The sequence below is a fragment of the Roseomonas sp. FDAARGOS_362 genome (assembly GCF_002754815.1).
GTDB classification, from domain to species: Bacteria; Pseudomonadota; Alphaproteobacteria; order Acetobacterales; family Acetobacteraceae; genus Roseomonas; species Roseomonas mucosa.
This window is the reverse complement of sequence record NZ_CP024582.1, coordinates 203587-224776: the sequence shown is the minus strand read 5'-3', so window position 1 is coordinate 224776 and position 21190 is coordinate 203587. Positions and strand designations below refer to the sequence as shown.

The following is a 21190-nucleotide window of genomic DNA, read 5'->3' as shown; positions in this document are numbered from 1 at the left end:
GGGTTCAGACACCCTCCAGCAGCTTGTTCAGGTCCGCGGAGGAGCGGCGGCCGATCTTGTCACCATTCTCGGCGAGGAAACGCTCCGCCGTCCGCCTGCCCTCGTCGCGCAGAAAAGTGAGGAACTCCCATTCCGCGTTCAGCTTGGAGGAGTAGCCGAGATCGATCATCACGGGGCTGGAGAGGAGATGCACACGGAAGCTGGCCCAGCGCGCTCCCTCCACTCGCCTACTGTCCAGCTTCGCCGGGCTCTCCGCGACGACTTGCTGTAGCAAGGCGATCATGCGGAGCTCCTTGATGATCGTGGCGTTGAAGGAGATCTCGTTCAGCCGGTTCTGGATCTCGGTTGCGGAGCGGGGCGTGCCGGGCCGGTCCACCGGGTTGATGGCCACCAGCAGGAGATCATCAGCCGAACCGCCATCGCGGACAAGGGGGGTGATGGTCGGATTGCCGGCATAGCCGCCGTCCCAATAAGCTTCGCCATCGATCTCCACGGCCCGGAAGAGGGTGGGCAGGCAGGCCGAGGCCATCAGCGCCTCGGGCGTGACCTCGGCGTTGCGGAAGACCCGGCCCCGGCCAGTGCGAACATTGGTGGCGGTGACGTAGAGGCGCTGCCGGGCATGGGCCAGGCGGCCGAAGTCGATGGTTTCGGCCAGAACCGCGTTCAGCGGGTTGCCGCCAGTCAGGTGGATGTCATAGGGCGAGACCAGGCGGGCCATCATGTCCATTGCCAGGAAGGCCGGAGAGCTATCCAGCGACCAGCGGCCCAGCAGGATGTCGAGCGGACCGCGCCTGAGGGGGCTCAGCAGTGCTGCCCGGGCCACGGCGCTCCAGAAGCGTTCCAGCGCCGCCCTCGCGCCATCGCGTCCTCCCTGTTGATAGCCGGTCACCAGGGCAGTGGCGTTCATGGCCCCGGCCGAGGTGCCGCTGATCGCATCGATCTCCAGCCACGATTCCTCCAGCAGCCGGTCCAGCACACCCCAGGTGAAGGCGCCGTGCGAGCCTCCACCCTGCAGGCCGAGATCGATGGCGACAGGATCGCGCAGGCTGGCTTTCGGAGTGGCCTCCCCGGGCTGCGATGCCGTCCCGTCCTTGGAAGCGTCTGACGTGTTGGATGTCTTGCTCATACGAGGCTCCATGCTTTCCGGTGTGTGGACAAGCGGGAAGGCTGTTCGGCAGAGCGGTTGGCCGCGGCCGGATCAGCCTGGTCGCGCCGCGACCCGCCCTTCGAAGCAGGTCACATAGAGCACCGGCAGGAAGATCAGCGTGAGGATCGTGGCACCAAGGAGGCCGCCCATGATGGCGAAGGCCATCGGCCCCCAGAACACCGTGGGCGTGATCGGGATCATGCCGAGCACCGTGGAGACGGCGGTCAGCATGATCGGCCTGAAGCGGGAGGTGCTGGCCTCCAGCGCCGCCTCGGTGACGCTGCGTCCCGCCTTGCGCTCGGCCTCGATCTGCGTGACCAGGATCACCGCGTTCTTGGCGATCATGCCCATCAGCGACAACACGCCCAGGATGGCGACGAAGCCGAGCGGGCTGCTGGACAGGAGCAGGGCGGCGGCGACGCCGATCAGGCCCAGCGGCACCACGCTCAGCACGATGAAGAGCCTTGAGAAGCTCTTCAGGTGGAAAATCAGCACGGTGAGCATGATGAACAGCATCATGGGCACAACCGCCTTCACCGAGGCCAGGGAGTCGGCGCTTTCCTCGACGATGCCGCCCGTCTCGATCCGGTATCCGGGCGGCAGCGCCGCCACCGCCGCGGCGATCCCCGGCTCCAGGTCGTCCACCACGTCGTTGGGCAGCACGCCCCGCGGCAGATAGGCCTGAACCGTCAGCGTGGGCACGCGGTTCCGGCGCGTGATGATCGGATATTCCTGATCGTAGTCGAAGGTGGCGAACTGGCTCAGCGACACCGTGCGCCCTCCGGGGATCGGAATTTGCAGGGTCCGCAAGGCATCGACCGACATCCGTTCGGCCTCGACCGCCCGCACCACCACGTTGATCAGGTAGATGCCGTCGCGCATCTGCGTCACCGTGGTGCCGGAGATCGCCGCGTTCAGGGCGCTGGCCACCGCCGCCGAGCTCAGCCCGAGGCGCCGGGCCTCGTCCTGGTCCACCCGGACACGAAGCTGGCGGGCGGGCTCCATCCAGTCGAAGCTGGTGCCGCGCGTGGAGGGATGCGCGGCCACCACCTTGGCCAGGTTCATCGCCAGATCACGCACCTTGTCCGGATCGTCGCCGGAGACGCGGTACTGGATGGGCCAGCCGACCGGCGGGCCTAGTTCCAGCGGATAGACGCGGCCGACCACATCGGGGAACTGCTCCGGCAGCAACTGCTCCAGCCGGGTCTCCAGCCGGTCGCGGGATTGCAGGCCCTTGGTGATCACCACGAGCTGGGCGAAGAAGTTGTTCGGCGGCTGCACATCCAGCGGCAGGTAGAAGCGGATGGCACCGCGGCCCACATTGGTGCTCCAGCGCTCGACATCCGCGTCCTTGGCCAGAATGGCCTCCAGCCGCGCCGCCGTTGCGTCGGTCGCGTGGATCGAGGCGTTCTGCGGCAGGGTCAGGTCCACCATCAGCTCATAGCGGTCCGAGGGCGGAAAGAACTGCTGGCTGACGAAGCGCATGCCAAAGACCGACAGGGCGAAGAGCCCCACTGTCGCGGCGATGGTCAACCACCGCCAGCGGATCGCCCCCCCGAGGAAGGAGCGGTAGATCCGCACCAGCCGCCCGGGCTCGTTGGAGGTTCCTGGCTTGGGCGGCCGCAGGATCAGCACGCCGAGCAGGGGAGCGAAGATCACCGCGACCAGCCAGGACACCAGCAGGGCGATGGTGACGACCGCGAAGATGGAGAAGGTGTATTCGCCGGCCGAGCTGCGGGCGAAGCCGATCGGCACGAAGCCGGCGATGGTCACCAATGTGCCCGCGAGCATCGAGAAGGCGAGGGCGCGGAAGGCGTAGGTGCCGGCCGCCTCCTTGCTGTCGCCCGCCGCGAGCCGGTTCATCATGGCGTCCACGGTGGTCATGGCGTCGTCCACCATGAGCGCCAGGGCGATGATCAGAGCGCCCAGGGAGACGCGCTGAAGGTCGATGCCGGCGACCTGCATGATGGGAAAGACAATGGCGAGCGTCAGCGGGATGGCCAGGGCGACGATGGCGCCGGCCCGCAGGCCGAGGCTGACAAAGCTCGCCACCAGGATAATGGCGATGGACTGCCAGAGGGAGCCCATGAAGTCGGCGATGGCCAGTTCGACCGTCCGCGGCTGCTCAGCCACCGAATGCATCTCGATCCCCACCGGCATGTCGGCCATGACGCGCCGCGCCGCCGCATCGATGTTGCGGCCGAGCTGCAGCACGTCACCGCCGTCGCGCATGGAGATGCCGAGGCCGATCGCTTCCCGCCCGTTCACGCGGAACATGGGCTGGGGTGGGTCGGCATAGCCGCGATGGACCTCCGCGACGTCGCTCAGGCGCAGGATGCGGTTGCCCATGGAGAAGTTCGTCGCCCGGATGTCGTCCTCGGATTCGAAGGAGCCGGAGACGCGCAGCAGCAGCCGCTCCTGCCCACCCTCGATGGTGCCGGCGGGTGAGATCAGGTTCTGCGCCTGCAACGCGGCGATCAAGGCGTTCCGGTCGATGCCCAGCCCCGCCAGCTTCTCCATCGAGAACTCGATGAAGACCCGCTCATCCTGAGCCCCGATGAACTCGATCCGGGAAACGTCGGGGACTTTCAGCAGTTCCGAACGCATCTCCTCCACATGGTCGCGCAGCTCGCGATGGGTGAAGCCGTCCGCCGTGAAGCCATAGACGATCCCGAAAGTATCGCCGAAGTCATCGTTGAAGAAAGGGCCCTGAATGCCGGGCGGCAGGGTGTGGCGGATATCACCGATGTACTTGCGGACCTGATACCAGGTGTCCGCGACCTTGGCGTCCGGCGTGCTTCCCAGCAGTTCCACATAGATCAGGCTCTGGCCAGGCTGGGTGAAGCTGCGCAGCCGGTTCAGGTTGGGCGTTTCCTGCAGCCGGCGCTCCAGCCGCTCGGTGACCTGGTTCAGCGTGTCGTTCATGGAGGCGCCGGGCCAGTTGGCCTGCACGATCATCGTGCGGATCGTGAAGACCGGGTCCTCCGCCCGGCCCAGGCGCAGGAAGGACAGGGTGCCGGCCAGCACCGCGACGATCATCAGATAGACGACGATGGAGCGGTTGTTCAGCGCCCATTCGGAAAGGTTGAAGGGCTTCACCGCGCACCGTCCCTGGCCGCAGCCTGAGGGGCAGCCTGCCCATTGCCGAGCAGCCGGACCTTCTGGCCGGGCCGGAGGGTCTGCACCCCCGCGGTCACCACCACCTCGCCCTCCTGCAGTCCATCGGCGATGATGGCCCGCGCGGCGTCGTAGCGCGCCACCTCGACCGGGCGCAGGGCAACGGTGGAATCCTGGCCGTTCACCACCCAGACCGCCGGGCCCTGGCTGCCCCGGGTCAGGGCGGAGGCCGGGACATCGATGCCGCTCACTCCGCCGATCTGGATGCTGCCATTGACCGTCGAGCCCAGCCGCAGGGTCTCCGGCGGATCGATCAGCCCGACCCTTACCCGGAAGGTCCGTGTCACCGGATCGGCTTGCGGCGAGATCTCCCGCACCCTTCCGGTCGTCCTGACCGATGGGTTGCCGCTCAGACCCCGTTTCATAACGGCTGAGCCAGACGCCGGACGAGGATCATGGCGGCGGCGAGGGTGAAGAAGGCGACGGCGGAACCGACGGTGGCCTCGTGATCGCGAGCGAGGCGTCGGCAGCGGCCGAACCAAGCGAAGGACCTCTCCACCACCCAGCGCCTGGGTTGCACGGCGAAGCCTTTCTGGCCGGGTGCGCTGCCGATGATGGTAACGGCGACGGGGGAGGCTCGGGCGACCCGCGGACCGGCGTAGGCGCGGTCGGCGAAGCAGCGGGCCAGGAACGGCCAAGGGCGGCGCGACATGGCCAGGAGGGCCGCACCCCCTCGGCTGTCATGCAGGCAGGCGGGCGAGATGGCGGCGAGCAGGAGCCTACCGTCCGTGTCCACCAGGGCGTGGCGCTTGCGGCCCGTCACCTTCTTCCCGGCATCGTAGCCGCGGACACCTTTCACGCCGACACCGCCCGAGCGGACGGATTGGGCGTCCAACACCGCCGCTGTCGGTGAGGCCTCTCGGCCGACCCGCTCGCGGTCGGCCATGATGAGGGCGTGCGCCAGTCGCTCGAAGGTGCCCCGGCGCGAGAGGCGCAGGAACCAACGGTGCACGGTCCCGGGCGGCGGGAAGTCGCGGGGCAGATGCGCCCAGGCGCAGCCGGTACGGAGCACGTAGAGGATCGCATCGACCACCCGCCGCATCGGCCAGGACCGGGGTCGTCCGGTCTTTGCAGGGCTTGGCAAGAAGGGCTCGACCAGGGCCCACTCGGCATCGGTTAGGCACGTTGCATAAGGCTGGGAGCCGCGCGCAAGCTGCGCGCGGGCGGCAGGGGTCCACATGGGCCACCTCGAAGGACGTCAGACACCCTCCGAACGCGCAGAACTCCCGCCGCTCACCCCGCCTCAGCCGTTATGAAACGGGTTCTCAGTGACACCGTGACCAGCGGGTCGGGTCCTGCCTGCTCCATCAGCCGGGCAGGCACGTCGAACACCGCGTCGCGGCCACCTTCACGGGCCAGGGTCACGATGCGCTGTCCCGCCGCCACGACCTCGCCCGGCTCGGCGCCACGGGTCGTGACAACGCCGTTGGAATCCGCCACGAGATCCGTATAGGCGAGCGTCGTCTCGGCGATGTTCTCCTGCGCCAGGCTGGCATCCACCTGGGACTGGGCGGCCTGCAGGCGCCGAACCGCGTCGTCGTAATTAGCTCGGGTGGTAAAGCCGCTGCGCAGCAGCTGGTTCTGCCGGTCGTAGTGGTTGCGCGCCTGCACCAGCGCCGCCCGCGCCGCTGCGGTGGCCGCCCGCGCGGCCCGCAGGTTGTCGCGCGGCGTGCGGTCCTCCAGCCTTGCGATGATCTGGCCGGCGCGGACTTGGTCGCCGACGTTCACGTTGCGCTCGATCATCCGTCCGCCGATGCGGAAGGCTAAGCCGACTTCCTCAGCCGCCTCCACCTGCCCGGTCAGCGTCACCGCCTCGCCACCCGGCTCCAGCGATGTGGTGATGGCACGGACCGGCCGCGGCGGCTCCGGCGGTGGCGGCTCGGCCGGGCCGCAGGCGAAGAGAGCCAGGAGGCTGGTGAGTGTCAAACCCTGCCGCAGCAGCCTCGTCGTGGTGGCGGGTCCGAGTGCCTGCGGCATCCTGGGGCGTCTCCGATGCAAATGCCGCTGAATCATGGCGATCGCGTCGGCCCACGCCGATCGCGCCGGCCATTGTTCCAACGCATCGGGAACCTTTTCCCTGTGCGTCCGAAGACAACCATGGTGCGCGCCCCCTCCATCTGTTTTGCAGGTTTATCGACAAGGCCCTCGACATAAACATGTTCCAAATGCGTTGGACCGTCCCAGATGTGATGGTCCGCTAAAGGCACGGCTCGGGAGCGTCTTGTACTCCGGTTCGTTCGGCGCACGCCGCACCGTTCCCCGGCCTGTTCACAGGGCTCTACTGATAGGGCGCGAGGGCCTCGTCGGGAGGAAGCCCAGACCCTGGCCGCAGGGCGAGGCCGAGCAGCAGTCAACACGGCCAGGGCGCCGAGCCCGCGGGCCTGCGACGGAGCCGCCACCTGGACAGCGCCGGGCAGGTTCGCATCACGACCGGCTTATCGCCTGTCACCGGCACGTCGAGGAGGAACGCGGATTCCTCGATCGTGTCCGCACCCTGGATGATCACCGCGCCGTCGAAGCCGACCTGGAAGCCGGCTTCGATAACCCTTGTCACCGTCAGCAGATCCTCCGGGGAAGGGGCTGGGCAGGCGCGGGGGCGAACGGGCCTCGATCTCCGCCAGCCCCGAGAGGGCCGGAACAATGGCCACGAGATCGGTGCCCCCCCGGTTTCGACGCGATGCCCCTCCCCTTTCCCGGCACTATGGCGATGGTGCCGCCCAGGGACAGGATCAGCGTTCGAGGCAGGCTCATAGGGCGGCCTCCTCATCCTCCCTGATTGCCGCCACGGTAGCGCCAGCGGCCGGGACAGGCGGATGCGCCGGGATCTCGCCAGGGCGGTAGGCCGGAAGCCGTCCCGCCGGAAAGATGGCGAGAAGCGAGACACAGGCCATCACCAGCAGGCCGATCTTCAGGGCCCGGAGGCGGGATTCGGCATTGATCCGGACGGCTTCCTGTACGACCTCGGGGGCCGCACCGGTACGTTGCATGATCTCCAGCAAATGGTCGTTGCTGACGAAGTTGATGCTGTCGAGGTCGATCTGCGACACCACCGCCGGCGGCAAGCGCGGATTCTCCGCCACACGGTAGAGGATGGCGCTGCTCAGCAGCCCAACCAGCAGCGCGCCGGCCAATGCGGTGCCGACACCGGCCGCTAGGTTCTGCGTCGTGCCGCGTAGGGACCCGACATCGCCCGCCAGATCCTTGGGCGCCGCGGTGACCAGCACATTGAAGACCAGCGTCACCAGGGCCCCCTGGCCGATGCCGAATGCGATCAGCCCGAACATCACCGCCACGGCCGACCAGTCGTTGCGGACCACCCAGGCAAGCCAGAGCAGCGCCAGGGTGCAGAGGATGAAGCCAAGGCGGCCGATCTGGCGCGGTGCCAGGAAGGGATACAGGCGCACCACCAGCATGGCGGTGAAGAAGACGGTCAGGTTGAAGGGCAGCATCGCGATCGCCGTCTCGATCGCCGTGCGGCCCTGGATGATCTGGATATAGAGCGGCACCGAGAAGTTCAGCATCGCCTCCAGCGCCACCACGGCGAACATGGCATAGACTGCGGCCCGCTCCTGCCCCGAAGTGATGACACGTAGATCAAGCAGGGGCGTCTGGCCGGCTGCCTGGCGCCGCCGCGTCCAGACAATGAAGCCCTGGAGAAGCACGATGCCGATGACGATCATCACCGGCGCGGGCGAAAGGCCCAGGAGGTCGAAGGGCGCGCTCGGCCGGGCGATGCCGAGACCCCAGCGATTGAGGTTGTTGAAGCCGAAGACGGTCATGACGATCGCGGCCGCGGCCAGGATGACGCCGACCCCGTCGATCTTCACCTCGGGCCGCGGTTCCTCCGGCTTCAGGCGGAAGCTCAGGAAGAACACTAGTGCCGAGGCAGCGATCAGGATGCCGAAGACAGGCCGCCAACCGATGAAGGTGCCAAGCAACCCGCCGATCAGGAAGGCCGCCACCCCGGCCCCGGCCCGTGCCGAACCCAGCGTGCCGACAGCGGTCGCTTGTTGCTGGCCATGATAATGGTTGGCGATGAGCGCCACGAGAGCGGGCACGATCACTGCTGCCGCCAACCCGGCAAGAAGCTGCGCCAGCAGCATCACCGTTGCCACCGGGCTCACCACCATCAGCACCTGCGCCACGCCGAACAGGGCGACGACGATGCGGAAGACCTGGGTGGAGCCGAAGCGCTGCACGAGCTTCGCGCCCAGCATGACGAAGCCCGCCACCGACAGGGAATACATCACGATGCCCGTGGCGATCGTGGTCGGCGGCACGCCGAAGCTGTTGACCATGCCTGCCAGGGACACGGGCAGGGAAGCCACATTGAAGGACATGATGGCCTGGCCAAGGGCGATGGCGATCATGGGCACCCAGGATGACCGAGCCTCGGGGAGCGTGTCGCCCAACGTCGTCGTTGTTTTAGAACCCGTTTCATAACGGCTGAGGCGGGGTGAGCGGCGGGAGTTCTGCGCGTTCGGAGGGTGTCTGACGTCCTTCGAGGTGGCCCATGTGGACCCCTGCCGCCCGCGCGCAGCTTGCGCGCGGCTCCCAGCCTTATGCAACGTGCCTAACCGATGCCGAGTGGGCCCTGGTCGAGCCCTTCTTGCCAAGCCCTGCAAAGACCGGACGACCCCGGTCCTGGCCGATGCGGCGGGTGGTCGATGCGATCCTCTACGTGCTCCGTACCGGCTGCGCCTGGGCGCATCTGCCCCGCGACTTCCCGCCGCCCGGGACCGTGCACCGTTGGTTCCTGCGCCTCTCGCGCCGGGGCACCTTCGAGCGACTGGCGCACGCCCTCATCATGGCCGACCGCGAGCGGGTCGGCCGAGAGGCCTCACCGACAGCGGCGGTGTTGGACGCCCAATCCGTCCGCTCGGGCGGTGTCGGCGTGAAAGGTGTCCGCGGCTACGATGCCGGGAAGAAGGTGACGGGCCGCAAGCGCCACGCCCTGGTGGACACGGACGGTAGGCTCCTGCTCGCCGCCATCTCGCCCGCCTGCCTGCATGACAGCCGAGGGGGTGCGGCCCTCCTGGCCATGTCGCGCCGCCCTTGGCCGTTCCTGGCCCGCTGCTTCGCCGACCGCGCCTACGCCGGTCCGCGGGTCGCCCGAGCCTCCCCCGTCGCCGTTACCATCATCGGCAGCGCACCCGGCCAGAAAGGCTTCGCCGTGCAACCCAGGCGCTGGGTGGTGGAGAGGTCCTTCGCTTGGTTCGGCCGCTGCCGACGCCTCGCTCGCGATCACGAGGCCACCGTCGGTTCCGCCGTCGCCTTCTTCACCCTCGCCGCCGCCATGATCCTCGTCCGGCGTCTGGCTCAGCCGTTATGAAACGGGGTCTTATCCATGGACATCCCTTTCTTGCGAGCCCTGCATCACCGGTGGCTGGCTTCGATCGGCCGCGAGGCAAATAGATTGAGGCCGAGGCGCTCCGACAGGAACTTGGTGGCAAGCTGCCCACGGACGCTGTTGCCTGCCCCGTCCAGTGGTGGGGAGAATGTGCCGAGTCCCCCCTTGCCCGGAGCGATGGTGACGATGCCCCCGCTGACCCCGCTCTTGCCCGGCAGTCCCACTTCGTAGAGCCAGTCGCCGGACTCCTCGTAGAGCCCGGCGGTCGCCAGCACCGCCAGGATCCGCTTGCAGTGCGCCTCGTCGATCACCCGCTCGCCTGTCAGCGGGTTTACCCCGCCATCGGCGAGGGTCGCGCCCATCACTGCGAGATCGCGCGCCGTGACCAGCAGCGAACACTGCCGCGTGTAGATATCCGTGGCCTCCAGGGCGTCGAAATACATGCGCTCGTAGCCCTCCAGCAGTTTGGCGATCCCGCGGTTGCGAAGGTTGGTGGCGGCCTCGGACTCGTAGATCTCCGAGTCCATCTTCAACTCATGCCCGGCAAACCGGGATAGGCCCTCTTGGATGAAGTGCCACTTCGCCTCGGCCGTATCGCCGGGAGCCAGGCTGGTGGTTGCGATGGCACCGGCATTGACCATCGGATTCATGGTGCGGTCGGTATTCAGTTCCACCGCCATCACCGAGTTGAAAGGCAGGCCGGTCGCGTTCACGCCCACCCGCTCCCTGGCCGGCTCGGCACCGATGGCCTGACAGATCAGGGCGAAGACGAAGGGCTTGGAGACGCTCTGGATCGAGAAGGCATGGTCCACGTCGCCGACGGTGTGGACGGCCCCGTCCGCCTCCACCACGCACAGGCCGAAGAGGTCTCTCGGAACTTTCGCCAGGGCAGGAATGTAGTCCGCGACCACGCCGTCATCGTTGCTTCGAAAGCGATGATGCGCTTCCTCCAGAAGCTCATCCACCCTCTCGGGCGGAGGCAGGTGCCCCGTAGAGACCGAGGTCTGGTCCCGGGATTCGCCGCCGAACAATTCCTTGTGCATTCCATCCATCTCCCTGGCGTCGCCGCAGCGCAGGATCGTCTAGGGCGCGGTACGCAGACTCCGGCCACCTTCAGCTTACGCGTGATCGGGATCGAGCCGCTGCCAGCGATGAAGATTGCGGGCCGACCCCATTCCGCGATCAGGACCTCCCGCGCCTTCGCGAGAGCCAAACCCTTGATGGGACAACGGATCGCCCGGCCGGCGCCATGCTCCTGGAATTCCTTCTGGCAATCCGCCAGGATCCGGACCCTGCTCGAAGGCGAGGCGGAAGAGGACCTTGGCGGAGGCGGCGGGGTCCGTGGAAATGGAGCAGGACGAAGAGCCTCTCCAGGCTCGCCTCCAGTTCGGAACCAATGTGTGCCAGGACCTGATCCAGCTTCTCCATGGAAATTCCACCTTCCTCCTTGCAGGCCAGCCGGAAACCAGCGGGGCTACGGCAGGGGTCGCCGCCTCGACCGACGGCCAGTTCCGCGATCTGTACCTTCGACCGGTGACTTCCGCCGGCCCGGCCGCGACAAAGATGAGGTTGGTGAGAGGCCGCATGTCCGAGAAGGCTAGTGCTTCTGGCAACCAGCGATCATGGGCCATGGATGCCGCCACTGTGTGGCCCGTCCCAGGCTAAACCGGAAGGGTATCTGGCGGTCATGCTGGCGGCACCGCAGCCCCACGCCTGTCGCCGGCACCGAGCCGGCGAAGCAGGCCGCCGAAGTCGAGGCCGAAGGATGTGGAATGCATGGTCTCCGCCCCGGCGGCCCGGAGGCCCTGCTGGCCGGCCGAACGCGCCTCGCCCGGCGTGTAGCCGAACTCCCGCCGAAAAACCCGGCTGAAGGTGGAGGCGTCGAAGAAGCCCACCCGCTCACCGATCTCGCCCACCGAGAGGCGGCACCCGCGTTCCGAGAGCATCGCATGCGCCATGTGCAGGCGCTGCCCTTGTATGTAGTGGGCCACGCCGCCATGCGGTTCGAAAAGCCGATAGAGGACAGAACGCGAGACACCCGCCAGGCGGCAGATTTTCTGGGGGTCGAGCGTGGCGCGACCGATATTCTGTCGGATCACCTGTCTTATTCGCTCTATCTGGGCAGTCGCCTTGTCCACCGGCGAGACGGCCTTCGGCGCAATGCCGGTGAGGAGGCAAGCCGCGATCATGGAACGCGTCGCCGTGGCCAGAACAGGCACCTGTTCCGGCGTCATCGCCGACAGGCGTCGTTCCAGCAGCAGCAGGTAGTCCGCCAGGAGAGCCGCTCCGGGGGTTTCAAGCACTCCAGCTCCAAGCGCGGCCAAGCCCACTGAAAGCTCCGGGAAAGCGTCGCGCGGGATGTAGAGCGAGAGCCAATCCGCATTGGTCCGGTCGCTCTCGGAAGGCTCGCCGAGCGAGAACAGGGCCGGCACGCCCGGGCTGGTGACGAAACAAGCCGAGGCGGAGCGGTACCTGGACGCACCGGTCCGGGCCACACGCACCACCCAGTGGTCGATCGAGTCGCGACGGACCTGCCGGGCACTGCGTTCGATCGACACGCCCGGTGCCGTGTTACGGCTCAGGGCCAGGGCACCGAAGGACCAGATCACGTTGCGGCCGGAGAAACTCGGGTCCGCCTCTCCCATCGGTGTGATGATGTTGAAGGACTCGTACTTGCTCTGCCACAGATCGAGACGGCGGCTCGGCTCAACGAGGTCGGTTGAGAAGACCACCGGTTGCAACGGGCTCGAATCCGCCCCGCAGGACGCGAGTGGCTGCTCCATCCCCGCTGGTCCATCCATGGGGGATCTGGCGCAGTGCTGCAGAGCGTTCACGCGAGTCATTACTCTGAACTCCAGACCGTGGTCGCCTTAGGACATGTCCACCATCAACAGGCATTATTTCGGAGCCGATGTAATGGGCCGTTACAGGGCTCGTAGCATGCTGACGACCTCACGCTTCCGGGGCCAGGGTAACATTCGTGCCATCGTTCCCAGTGCCGAAGTGACTTCCATGGCCCGGCTTCAGGACGGGTCCGGAGGCATGTTCCTGCCTTCCCGAGACAGACATGGCCCATCCGATGGTGCAGAAGCAAAATACCAGGCTTGCGGAGCCATAGGTTTTCAGCCGAGTTGGGCGATGGGGACCAGGGCAGCCCGGAGGAGCGACTTGCATCGGCCCCAGGACCAGCTTTCCGCATGGTCCCGGCAGGCCGCGCGATCCACGGCAAGGGCGGCGAGACACGCGGCGCGAAGATCCTCGTTCATGGCGCCAACGGGCGCGGCCGCCCCGCCCAGCACATCCAGCGGCCCCGGAACGGGGAAGGCGGCGACAGGCGTTCCGCTCGCCAGGGCTTCCAGCATCACCAAGCCGAAAGTGTCGGTGCGGGAGGGAAAGACCATCACATCCGCATCCGCGTAGCAGGCCGCCAGCGCCTCTCCGTGCAATTGGCCGAGGAAACGCACTTCCGGGAAGCGGGCATGGAGCGCCGCACGCCGCGGTCCATCGCCCACCACCACCTTTGAGCCCGGAAGATCGAGGTTCAGGAAGGCCTCGATGTTCTTCTCCACCGCCACCCGGCCGAAGCAAGCGAAGACTGGACGCTGGAGCCCGGCATAGGGGTCGAGAGGTCCATCCCGCAGCCCTGGCCGGAAGCGTTCCAGATCCACCCCACGCGTCCAGAGCTGGAGGTTGCGGAAACCACGGCCCTCCATCTCCCGCAGCAGGGAGGGCGTCGCCGCCAGGGTTCCGGCGGAGGCAGCATGGAAGCGGCGCAGCACGGCCCAGGACCAGCTCTGCGGCACACGGGCCCGCAGATGCAGGTAGTCCGGAAAGCGGGTGTGGAAGGACGTCGTGAAGGGCCAGCCACGGCGGCGGCAGACCGCCCGCATCATCCAGCCCAGCGGTCCTTCCGTGGCGATATGGATGGTCTGCGGACGAAAGGCTTCCGCCTGGGCCTCGACCGCTGCGCGGGAGGAACAGGCAAGCCGGATCTCCGGATAAGAGGGCATGGGCAGGGAGGTGAAACGGTCAGGGCCCAGGATCTCGACCACGTCGCCATCGCGCCGGAGAAGATCGGCGACGGTCCGCAAGGTCCGCACAACACCATTCACCTGCGGTTCCCAGGCATCCGAGACGATCAGGATACGCGCGGGCGTCTGGGGGAGCAGGCTGGGCAGCCCGTCCATCCGCCGCATCAGGCGGGCACCGGCTGCGCAGGCGGCGTGGCCAGGCGATCGCGGACGGAACAATCGAGCAGTTCGAAGCGTCCGTCGGGATGCTCCACCAGGGCGGTGCAGGACTCCACCCAGTCTCCGGTGTTCATGTAGGTCGCGCCGCCGATGTCGCGCATCTCGGCATGATGGATGTGGCCGCAGATGACGCCGTCATAGCCGCCGCGCAGTGCCTCGTGCGCCAGCGACTCCTCGAAGCGGTCGATCGCCTTGACGGCTTCCTTCACACGCCGCTTCAGCCATTGCGACAGCGACCAGTAGGGGTATCCCATCCGCCGCCGGGCGGTGTTGAACCAGCGGTTCAGCAGCAGCGCCGCGTCATAGGCCCAGTCGCCCAGATGGGCGAGCAGCGGCCAGTAGCGCACCACGCTGTCGAACTCGTCGCCATGCATCACCAGCAGCCGGCGGCCGTCGGCGGTGACGTGCTCGGCCTGCTGCACGAGGTGGATGCCGGCGACCTCCAGCCCCACCCAGTCGCGGAACATCTCGTCGTGGTTGCCGGGGATGTAGAGGATCTCGACACCCTCGCGCGCCTTGCGCAGCAGCAGGCGGATCACCTCGTCATGGTAGGCGTCCCAGTACCAGGACTTCCGCAGGCGCCAGCCATCCACGATGTCGCCCACCAGCACGATCCGCCCGCAATCCATGCCGCCCAGGAAATCCAGCAGCAGGTCGGCCCGGCTGGCGCGAAGGCCGAGATGCAGGTCGGAAAGGAACACCGTGCGGTAGTGGCGCCTCACGAATGTCTGTTGCATCCAGTGCCCGGCAACCTGTTTCGCGACCGGTATAGGATGCGGGAACCGGGATGGGCGTGAAGATTCCTTGAATGCTGGGCGTCAGCTTGCCTCTGGCGGGAAGTGCCCTGCGTTCCCCCCCCCGGTCGCGGGCCGCGCCCAGGGTGGCTCAGGAATGCAGCATCACCTCCGGGCCGGACCGGAGCTGTTCGTCGCCACAATCCGCCGTGTCCAAGGTGATCGTGCCACCGACCACGCGGGAGACGCAGGCGCAGATCCTGCGGCCCTCCTCGTGCTGATGGTCGCTGAAGAACACGTCACGATGATCCAGGATGCCGTCGGCATCCAGCACGTCCATCGCGCAGAGGCCGCACTCTCCGCGCCTGCAGTCGGACAGCACACCGACGCCGCTGGCCTCCAGCGCTTCCAGCATGCTGCTGTTGGCCGGCACCTGCACCTCGATGCCCAAGCGAGGAAGCCGGACGGTGAAGGCCTCGGTGGGATGGCGGCCGGAGGAACCGAAGGTTTCGAAGACCAGCCGAGCGCGCGGCCGACCTGCGGCAGCCCATTCGCGCTTCGCCGCTTCCAGCAGGCCGATGGGACCACAGATATAGGTTTCCGCTTCCGGTTCGAGCGACGAGAAGGCGTGCTTCAGGTCGATCCTTCGTCCGTCGGCGTCGCTGAAGACCTCCAGCTGCCCGCCAAGCTCCGCTTCCAGTTCGGCCAGATAGGCCATCTCTGCGCGGGATCGCCCGGCATACAGCATGCGGAAACGCGCACCACGCCGCCGCAGGGCCGATGCCATGCCACGGATCGGCGTGATCCCGATCCCGCCGGCGACCAGCAGGTAATCGGGCGCATCGCCGGAAAGCTGAAAGAAGCTATCCGGCGCCGTGACCTCGAGGCGCGCTCCGGTGGGCAGCGACCACATGTAGCGAGAGCCTCCCCTGCCCGGCTCCTCGCGCTTCACGGCGATGCGCCAGCAGCCATCCTGCGGCTGATCGCCGACCAGCGAATAACGGCGCAGGTCGATCCTGCCATCGACCATCACGCGCACGCAGAGATGGCTGCCGGTGGCATAGGGCGTCGCACCGCCCTCGGGTGCCAGGATGAATTCGCGAATGCCAGGCGTCAGGTCACGCGTGCCGCGAACCACCGCCGTGATCCACTGTCCGTCGAACCGCATCTTTCTCTCTTTCCTCCCACGCGCCGCCGCGTTCAGGCCGGCAGGCGGCGCTGGATCAGGGCGCCGCCCTGGACCAGATGAAGCTTGCCCTGGCGCAGGGCCAAGGCGAGGTTGCGATGGGCGAGGCGGGCGTGTTCCCGCATGATCGCCTCCGCCCGGGCGCCTTCCCGCAGCGAGATCGCCTCCACCACGCTGCGATGCTGTTCCTGTGCCACGGTCAGGATCACCCGCGCCTCGGGCAGCGCGCCCTGGGCCATGACGAAGCCGCTGGGGGATGCGAAAGGCAGCGCCACGGCCTGCCCGACCTTGCGCGCCAACACCGGGCTCTCCGCCAGTTCCAGCAGGAGCTGATGGAAATGCTCGTTCAGCGTCACGTACTCGGTGAAGTCGATCCCGGCAGCGGGGTCGCGCACCAGGACGGCGTCGATGCCTTCCAGGATGTCGCGCAGATGGGCTAAGCCTTCCGGCGAAGCGCCGCGCTCAGCCGCAAAGCGCGCCGCCAGCCCTTCCAACGTGCCGCGGACCTCGATCGCATCGCGGATCTCCCGCTCAGTGAAGGCCTTCACCATGAAGCCGCCGGACGGAATGGGCTCCAGCAGCCCTTCCTCCGCCAGCCGCGCCAGGGCCGCCCGCACCGGCGTGCGCGACGCGCCGAGGCGCTCGGCGACACCGTTCTCCGAGAGCCGTTCCCCCGGCGGCAGGCTGCCGCTCAGGATCACCTCCCGCAGCTTCAGCAGGGCCGCGACGCTCTGGGACATCGTGGCTACTCGGCCGCGACCGGCAGGGCGGGGGCGCCGCCGGTCTCGGCCTCGATCAGGCGGTCGATCAGCCGCCGTGCCCAGAGCGCCCCGGCATCGATGTTCAGGTTGTAGAAGACGTGATCCGGATGCTCGTCGATCGCGCGCTGCTGCGCTTCGACGATGATCTCGTCCTCCCGGAAGACCTTGGTGATGGAATCGCGGATATCGGTCGTCACGCGCTGCTCGTGGATGCGGTAGTCCCGCACATTGGCCCAGAAATAATGGCAGGTCTTGTCGGTTGCCGGCGTGATCGTGTTGATCACCACCATGCTGACGCCTTCCTTGCGGTCGCCCTGCGGCGCGCCGGTCCCGGTGGGGGCCACGCCCACGTCGATGGCCACCGTGCAGGGCGCCTCGAAGCGGATGATCTGCCAGCGGTCCACATTGCCGGGCTTGCCGAGCTGGGCGCGCCAGAAGGGCGGCGGATCGATATCGACCATCCAGCGCGTCACCGTCGCCGTCCTCTCGCCATGCGTGACGTCGAAAGGCGCTTCCGCCACCGCATCGTTGCCGATGCTGCTGCCATGGATATAGGTCTCATGGGTCAGGTCCATGAGATTGTCCACGATCAGGCGGTAGTCGCAGGCGGCGTGGATCACCTTGCCGTCGCCGGCCCAGGCCGGGTCGTGGTTCCAGTGCAGGTCCGGCACCAGCGCCGGATCGGCCAGGGCGGGGTCGCCCGGCCAGATCCAGACGAAGCGGTGCTTCTCCACCACAGGGAAGGAGCGCACGCTCGCCGACGGGTTGATCGTGTCCTGGGACGGCATGAAGGTGCAGCGCCCGCGCGCGTTGAAGCGCAGGCCGTGATAGGCACACTGCACCTCGTCACCCTTGAGCCTGCCCATGGAAAGCGGGACGAGGCGGTGCCAGCAGGCATCCTCCAGCGCCACGGCGCGATCGTCCTGGGTGCGGTAGAGCACGACCTTCTTGTTGCAGATCGTGCGGGCCAGGAGTTCCCGCTTCACTTCCGCATCCCAGGCGGCGGCATACCATGCATTCAGGGGAAAGGTCGGGGTCCTACTGCCCATGGGGGCCTCCACACGGATCGTTTCCTGCCAACCTGTATACAAGCTGGATACCGACGTGCCAAGTCTTTTGTCTTCTATATCTCCTGGCACGCAGGAACCGGCCCGTGGGAGGGCGCCCCTGCCCTTCTCACATGACGGGAAGCACCACCCCCTTTCGAGATACGCCCAGGTATCGTTCCAGCACCTCCGTTTCCGAGCGAAGCACGGAACTCGGGGCCGCATGCACGATCCGGCCGCGTTCCAGGATCACCGCTTCGTCCGTGACGCCCAGGATCTTCTGCGCGTGCTGTTCCACCAGCAGCGCCGAAAGACCCTCGTCCCGCATGATCCGGCGGAGCGCCGACAGGAGCTCCTCCACGATGATCGGTGCCAGGCCCTCGGTCGGCTCGTCCAGCAACAGCAGTCGCGGGTTCAGCACGAGCGCCCGTCCCACCGCCAGCATCTGCTGCTCGCCGCCGGAAAGCTGGTCCCCCATGTTGCGGCGCCTTTCCTCCAGCCGGGGGAACATGGCGAAGACCTTGCGCAGGTCCCATGGCCCTGGCCGCGCCACGGCCGTCAGGTTCTCCTCGACGGTCAGGGAACGGAAGATGTTGCGCTCCTGCGGCACCCAGCCGATGCCTGCCAGGGCCCGCCTGTCCGGGGACAGGCTGGTGATGTCCTTTCCGCCGATATGGACCGTTCCGCCGAAGCGGCGCGTGACGCCGATGATGCTGTTCAGCAGCGTGGTCTTGCCCATGCCGTTGCGCCCCAGCACCGCCATGGAGCGGCCTTCGGCGAGGCGCAGCGAGACATCGTGCAGCACCGCGGCCTGCCCATAGCCCGCCGCGAGATGCTCCACCGCCAGGATGTCAGCCATGCTCGCCCTCCCCCAGATAAACCTCCCTCACCCGCGGGTCCGAGGCGACCTCCGCCACGCTGCCCTCCATCAGCACGCCGCCCAGCACCAGGACCGAGATCCGGTCGGCGAAGCGGAAGACCAGATCCATGTCATGCTCGATCAGCAGCACCGTGACGTCGCCGGGAAGTTCCGCGATGCGGTCGAGGATCTCCTCGCGCTCCGCCTCGGGCACTCCGGCGGCTGGCTCGTCCAGCAGCAGCACACGGGGGCGGCAGGCGATGGCCAAGGCGATCTCTAGCAGCCGCTGCTGGCCATAGGGCAGGTTGACCACACGCTCCCCCATCACCCCGGACAGACGGAATCGTTCGAGGATGGCCACCGCCTCCTCCACCACGGCCGGGCGGCTGCCTACGGACCGCCACCAGGAGCGGCCGCCATAGAGCCTCTGGGAAATGGCCAGGCCCGCCGTTTCCAGCACGGTCATGGCGGGGAAGAGCTGGTTGATCTGGAAGGTCCGGGCCAGGCCGCGGCGCACGCGCTGATCGGGGCGCAACGCCGTGATGTCCTCGCCTTCCAGCAGGATCCTGCCCGAACTCGGGCGGAGCACGCCGGTCAGCAGGTTGATGAGCGTCGTCTTGCCGGCGCCGTTCGGACCGATCAGGGCGTGGCGGCTGCCCCGGGCCAGCGAGAGGTTGACGTCGCGTGTCGCATGCAGCCCGCCGAAATGCCGGTTCAGGCCCAGCGTCTGCAGCGCCGGGGCAGGCCCAGGCTCGGGGCTGGACGAGGAAAGGTCCTGCAGCATTGCGCTCATTCGGCCGGCTCCGGGACATGGCTGGCAGTGGCGGGCTTGCGCCGGCGGAACAGGGCGAGCCAGTCGGCGATCCGGTCCCGGCCGATCAGCACCAGCGCCACCAGCACGAGGCCGATCCAGAACTGCCAGTACTGCGGCGTGAGGCTGGAAAGCACGTCCTGCATCAGCTTGAACAGGACCGCACCAAGCAGCCCGCCATAGAGCCAGCCGACACCACCGATCACCAGCACGAGAAGGATATCGGCCGAACGATGGAAGGCGAGCACGTCGAGGGAGACGAACTGCGTGGACTGCGCCAGCAGTGCTCCGGCGATCCCGGCCAAGCCAGCTCCCAGCGTATAGGCCGCCACCAGCCGGGCCCGGACGGGAATGCCGATCGCCCCGGCGCGCAACGGATTCCCCCGGACCGCCCGCAGGGACCAGCCGAAGGGGGAATGCACGATCCGCCGGACCACCACGAAAGCCAGGAACAGGACGACGAGGCTGTATACAGCCGCCACCTGGCCACCCAGATCGAATTCGAAGAGACCGAGGAGCGGGCCGACCTCCATCCCCTGCAGGCCATCGGCCCCACCCGTGAGCCAGCTCAGCCGGTTGGCCAGCTCGTAGAGGACCGAGGCCACGCCGAGGGTAACCATCAGGCGCGTCAGGTCGCTGCCACGGAGAACCAGCAGGCTGGTCGCGCCGCCCAGCAGGGTCGCGGCCACCCAGGCCAGCCCGAGGCCCAGCAGCGGGTCGGAAACGCCTCGCACCGCCGCGATGCCGGCGACATAGGCACCGAGGCCGAAGAAGGCCGCGTGGCCCAGCGAGAGAATGCCCGCATAGCCGAGGATGAGGTCCAGCGAGAGCGCGAAAAGGGCCGTGACGGCGATCTCCGCGATCAGCAGGTAGCGGTCGGGGAACAGCAGGAAAGCCGCCACGATCGCCGCCCAGGCCAGGTATTCCGCGGGATGCCACCGGGACAGGCGCGCGAGCTGGGCCGATGCTTGCTGCGGAAAGCTCATGCCGGGGCTGCTCATCGGGTTGCCACCCGGCCGAAGAGACCCTGGGGCCGCCAGATCAGGACGGCGATCATCACCGTGTAGATGACGAAGGCGCCGAACTCCGGCACGTAGTACTTGCCGGCGACATCGGCGATCCCCAACAGGAGCGAGGCCAGGAAAGCCCCGGAGATCGAGCTGGTGCCGCCCACCGTCACCACGATCAGGAAGTAGATCATGAACTTCAGCGGGAAGCTGGGGTCCAGCCCCAGGATCTCGGCCCCCAGCGCACCGCCCAGCCCGGCGAGGCCGGAGCCGATGGCGAAGGTCACTGCGAAGATCACCCCCACATTGATGCCCAGCCCCCGTGCCACGCGCGGGTCATCCACTGCGGCGCGGAGCCGGCTGCCGAAGCGCGTGCGCGACAAGGCGAGATGCAGGGCCAGCGCGATCACGCCGCAGGTGACGATGATCAGCAGCCGATAGGCTCCCATGCTGATGCCCAGGAACTCGAACCGCGCGCGGAGCATGTCGGGGATCGCGATGAACTGCTGCGAGGACCCCGCCAAGTAGTCCACGATGGCCACGGACATGAAGACCAGGCCGATCGAGAACAGGACCTGGTCGAAATGGCTGCGCGCATAGACATGGATGTAGAGCGTTCGCTCCAGCAGTGCTCCCAGCAGGGCGGAGAAGAGAAAGACCAGCGGCAGGGCGGCCAGGAAAGGCACGCCCCAGTGATTCACCAGAACGAGGGCGGCATAGCCCCCGGCCATGGCGAAGGCGCCATGCGCCAGGTTCACCAGGTTCATCAGGCCCAGTGTCACCGCGAGACCGCAGGCGAGGATGAAAAGGACCATCCCATAGGCCACGCCGTCGAACAGAACGGTCAACATCGCCGCCCTCT

19 protein-coding genes are annotated in these 21190 nt (G+C 67.5%); 1 reads left to right on the top strand and 18 read right to left on the bottom strand.

Annotated features, from left to right (window positions below; all coding sequences use genetic code 11):
- Positions 1–4: 4 nt before the first annotated feature.
- From CTJ15_RS01005 to CTJ15_RS00975, 7 genes are all read right to left on the bottom strand, one after another.
- Positions 5–1126, bottom strand: a complete 1122-nt coding sequence (locus CTJ15_RS01005; RefSeq protein ID WP_099780866.1) for a patatin-like phospholipase family protein — start codon at positions 1124–1126, stop codon at positions 5–7.
- Between the two features lie 72 nt (positions 1127–1198).
- Positions 1199–4246, bottom strand: a complete 3048-nt coding sequence (locus CTJ15_RS01000) for an efflux RND transporter permease subunit (RefSeq protein WP_075822359.1) — start codon at positions 4244–4246, stop codon at positions 1199–1201.
- Positions 4243–4611 (bottom strand): hypothetical protein, encoded by a 369-nt coding sequence (locus CTJ15_RS00995; protein WP_338129635.1) that lies wholly within the window; start codon positions 4609–4611, stop codon positions 4243–4245. The genes CTJ15_RS01000 and CTJ15_RS00995 overlap by 4 nt, the downstream gene beginning before the upstream one ends.
- Positions 4612–4685: 74 nt before the next feature.
- Positions 4686–5504, bottom strand: a complete 819-nt coding sequence (locus CTJ15_RS00990; protein WP_099780839.1) for an IS5 family transposase — start codon at positions 5502–5504, stop codon at positions 4686–4688.
- 53 nt (positions 5505–5557) lie between these two features.
- Positions 5558–6301 (bottom strand): efflux RND transporter periplasmic adaptor subunit, encoded by a 744-nt coding sequence (locus CTJ15_RS00985; RefSeq protein ID WP_226945871.1) that lies wholly within the window; start codon positions 6299–6301, stop codon positions 5558–5560.
- A gap of 373 nt (positions 6302–6674) precedes the next feature.
- Positions 6675–6878, bottom strand: coding sequence for an asparaginase domain-containing protein (locus tag CTJ15_RS24965; RefSeq protein WP_168550374.1), 204 nt, complete (start codon positions 6876–6878; stop codon positions 6675–6677).
- Between the two features lie 193 nt (positions 6879–7071).
- Entirely contained in the window at positions 7072–8694 is a 1623-nt protein-coding gene (locus CTJ15_RS00975) for an MFS transporter (RefSeq protein ID WP_075822362.1), read from the bottom strand.
- Positions 8695–8837: 143 nt separating this feature from the next.
- Between CTJ15_RS00975 and CTJ15_RS00970 the strand changes: the two genes are divergently transcribed.
- On the top strand, positions 8838–9656 hold the full coding sequence (locus CTJ15_RS00970; RefSeq protein WP_099780839.1) for an IS5 family transposase: 819 nt from the start codon (positions 8838–8840) through the stop codon (positions 9654–9656).
- Between the two features lie 44 nt (positions 9657–9700).
- On the opposite strand, the gene glsA is transcribed toward CTJ15_RS00970, so the two are convergent.
- The 11 genes from glsA to CTJ15_RS00910 all read right to left on the bottom strand — a co-directional run bounded on the left by glsA (position 9701) and on the right by CTJ15_RS00910 (position 21179).
- Positions 9701–10717 carry a glutaminase A gene (gene glsA, locus CTJ15_RS00965; RefSeq protein ID WP_075822363.1) on the bottom strand — a complete coding sequence of 339 codons (1017 nt, stop codon included), beginning with the start codon at positions 10715–10717 and terminating at the stop codon, positions 9701–9703.
- Positions 10718–11359: 642 nt separating this feature from the next.
- A complete protein-coding gene (locus tag CTJ15_RS00955; RefSeq protein WP_193009537.1) occupies positions 11360–12457 on the bottom strand; it encodes an AraC family transcriptional regulator in 1098 nt (365 codons plus the stop codon).
- A gap of 339 nt (positions 12458–12796) precedes the next feature.
- Complete coding sequence (locus tag CTJ15_RS00950; protein WP_099780862.1) at positions 12797–13861, bottom strand: glycosyltransferase family 1 protein; 1065 nt, start codon at positions 13859–13861, stop codon at positions 12797–12799.
- 8 nt (positions 13862–13869) lie between these two features.
- The gene (locus CTJ15_RS00945; RefSeq protein WP_099780861.1) at positions 13870–14661 is read right to left on the bottom strand and encodes a UDP-2,3-diacylglucosamine diphosphatase; all 792 of its coding nucleotides are present in this window, start codon (positions 14659–14661) and stop codon (positions 13870–13872) included.
- A 148-nt stretch (positions 14662–14809) separates the two neighbouring features.
- The gene (locus CTJ15_RS00940) at positions 14810–15826 is read right to left on the bottom strand and encodes a PDR/VanB family oxidoreductase (protein WP_099780860.1); all 1017 of its coding nucleotides are present in this window, start codon (positions 15824–15826) and stop codon (positions 14810–14812) included.
- Positions 15827–15858: 32 nt separating this feature from the next.
- Positions 15859–16584 carry a GntR family transcriptional regulator gene (locus CTJ15_RS00935; RefSeq protein ID WP_019462769.1) on the bottom strand — a complete coding sequence of 242 codons (726 nt, stop codon included), beginning with the start codon at positions 16582–16584 and terminating at the stop codon, positions 15859–15861.
- A 5-nt stretch (positions 16585–16589) separates the two neighbouring features.
- On the bottom strand, positions 16590–17654 hold the full coding sequence (locus CTJ15_RS00930) for an aromatic ring-hydroxylating dioxygenase subunit alpha (RefSeq protein WP_019462768.1): 1065 nt from the start codon (positions 17652–17654) through the stop codon (positions 16590–16592).
- A 127-nt stretch (positions 17655–17781) separates the two neighbouring features.
- A complete protein-coding gene (locus CTJ15_RS00925) occupies positions 17782–18510 on the bottom strand; it encodes an ABC transporter ATP-binding protein (protein WP_075821452.1) in 729 nt (242 codons plus the stop codon).
- Entirely contained in the window at positions 18503–19303 is an 801-nt protein-coding gene (locus CTJ15_RS00920) for an ABC transporter ATP-binding protein (RefSeq protein ID WP_169741501.1), read from the bottom strand. The genes CTJ15_RS00925 and CTJ15_RS00920 overlap by 8 nt, the downstream gene beginning before the upstream one ends.
- Positions 19300–20322: a branched-chain amino acid ABC transporter permease gene (locus CTJ15_RS00915; RefSeq protein ID WP_083755370.1), complete on the bottom strand. Its 1023-nt coding sequence runs from the start codon at positions 20320–20322 to the stop codon at positions 19300–19302. Before CTJ15_RS00915 ends, CTJ15_RS00920 begins: the two co-directional genes overlap by 4 nt.
- Positions 20319–21179 carry a branched-chain amino acid ABC transporter permease gene (locus tag CTJ15_RS00910; protein WP_019463203.1) on the bottom strand — a complete coding sequence of 287 codons (861 nt, stop codon included), beginning with the start codon at positions 21177–21179 and terminating at the stop codon, positions 20319–20321. Before CTJ15_RS00910 ends, CTJ15_RS00915 begins: the two co-directional genes overlap by 4 nt.
- Positions 21180–21190 lie beyond the last annotated feature (11 nt).

Coding starts and splice junctions, on each gene's coding strand:
- CTJ15_RS00925 (WP_075821452.1), bottom strand. CDS start 18,510: ATGGCTGACATCCTGGCGGTGGAGCATCTCGCGGCGGGCTATGGGCAG.
- glsA (WP_075822363.1), bottom strand. CDS start 10,717: ATGCACAAGGAATTGTTCGGCGGCGAATCCCGGGACCAGACCTCGGTC.
- CTJ15_RS01005 (WP_099780866.1), bottom strand. CDS start 1,126: ATGAGCAAGACATCCAACACGTCAGACGCTTCCAAGGACGGGACGGCA.
- CTJ15_RS00975 (WP_075822362.1), bottom strand. CDS start 8,694: ATGATCGCCATCGCCCTTGGCCAGGCCATCATGTCCTTCAATGTGGCT.
- CTJ15_RS00970 (WP_099780839.1), top strand. CDS start 8,838: ATGTGGACCCCTGCCGCCCGCGCGCAGCTTGCGCGCGGCTCCCAGCCT.
- CTJ15_RS00915 (WP_083755370.1), bottom strand. CDS start 20,322: ATGAGCAGCCCCGGCATGAGCTTTCCGCAGCAAGCATCGGCCCAGCTC.
- CTJ15_RS00910 (WP_019463203.1), bottom strand. CDS start 21,179: ATGTTGACCGTTCTGTTCGACGGCGTGGCCTATGGGATGGTCCTTTTC.
- CTJ15_RS00945 (WP_099780861.1), bottom strand. CDS start 14,661: ATGCAACAGACATTCGTGAGGCGCCACTACCGCACGGTGTTCCTTTCC.
- CTJ15_RS00935 (WP_019462769.1), bottom strand. CDS start 16,584: ATGTCCCAGAGCGTCGCGGCCCTGCTGAAGCTGCGGGAGGTGATCCTG.
- CTJ15_RS00955 (WP_193009537.1), bottom strand. CDS start 12,457: ATGGAGCAGCCACTCGCGTCCTGCGGGGCGGATTCGAGCCCGTTGCAA.
- CTJ15_RS00930 (WP_019462768.1), bottom strand. CDS start 17,654: ATGGGCAGTAGGACCCCGACCTTTCCCCTGAATGCATGGTATGCCGCC.
- CTJ15_RS00950 (WP_099780862.1), bottom strand. CDS start 13,861: ATGGACGGGCTGCCCAGCCTGCTCCCCCAGACGCCCGCGCGTATCCTG.
- CTJ15_RS00990 (WP_099780839.1), bottom strand. CDS start 5,504: ATGTGGACCCCTGCCGCCCGCGCGCAGCTTGCGCGCGGCTCCCAGCCT.
- CTJ15_RS00940 (WP_099780860.1), bottom strand. CDS start 15,826: ATGCGGTTCGACGGACAGTGGATCACGGCGGTGGTTCGCGGCACGCGT.
- CTJ15_RS00920 (WP_169741501.1), bottom strand. CDS start 19,303: ATGAGCGCAATGCTGCAGGACCTTTCCTCGTCCAGCCCCGAGCCTGGG.
- CTJ15_RS00985 (WP_226945871.1), bottom strand. CDS start 6,301: ATGCCGCAGGCACTCGGACCCGCCACCACGACGAGGCTGCTGCGGCAG.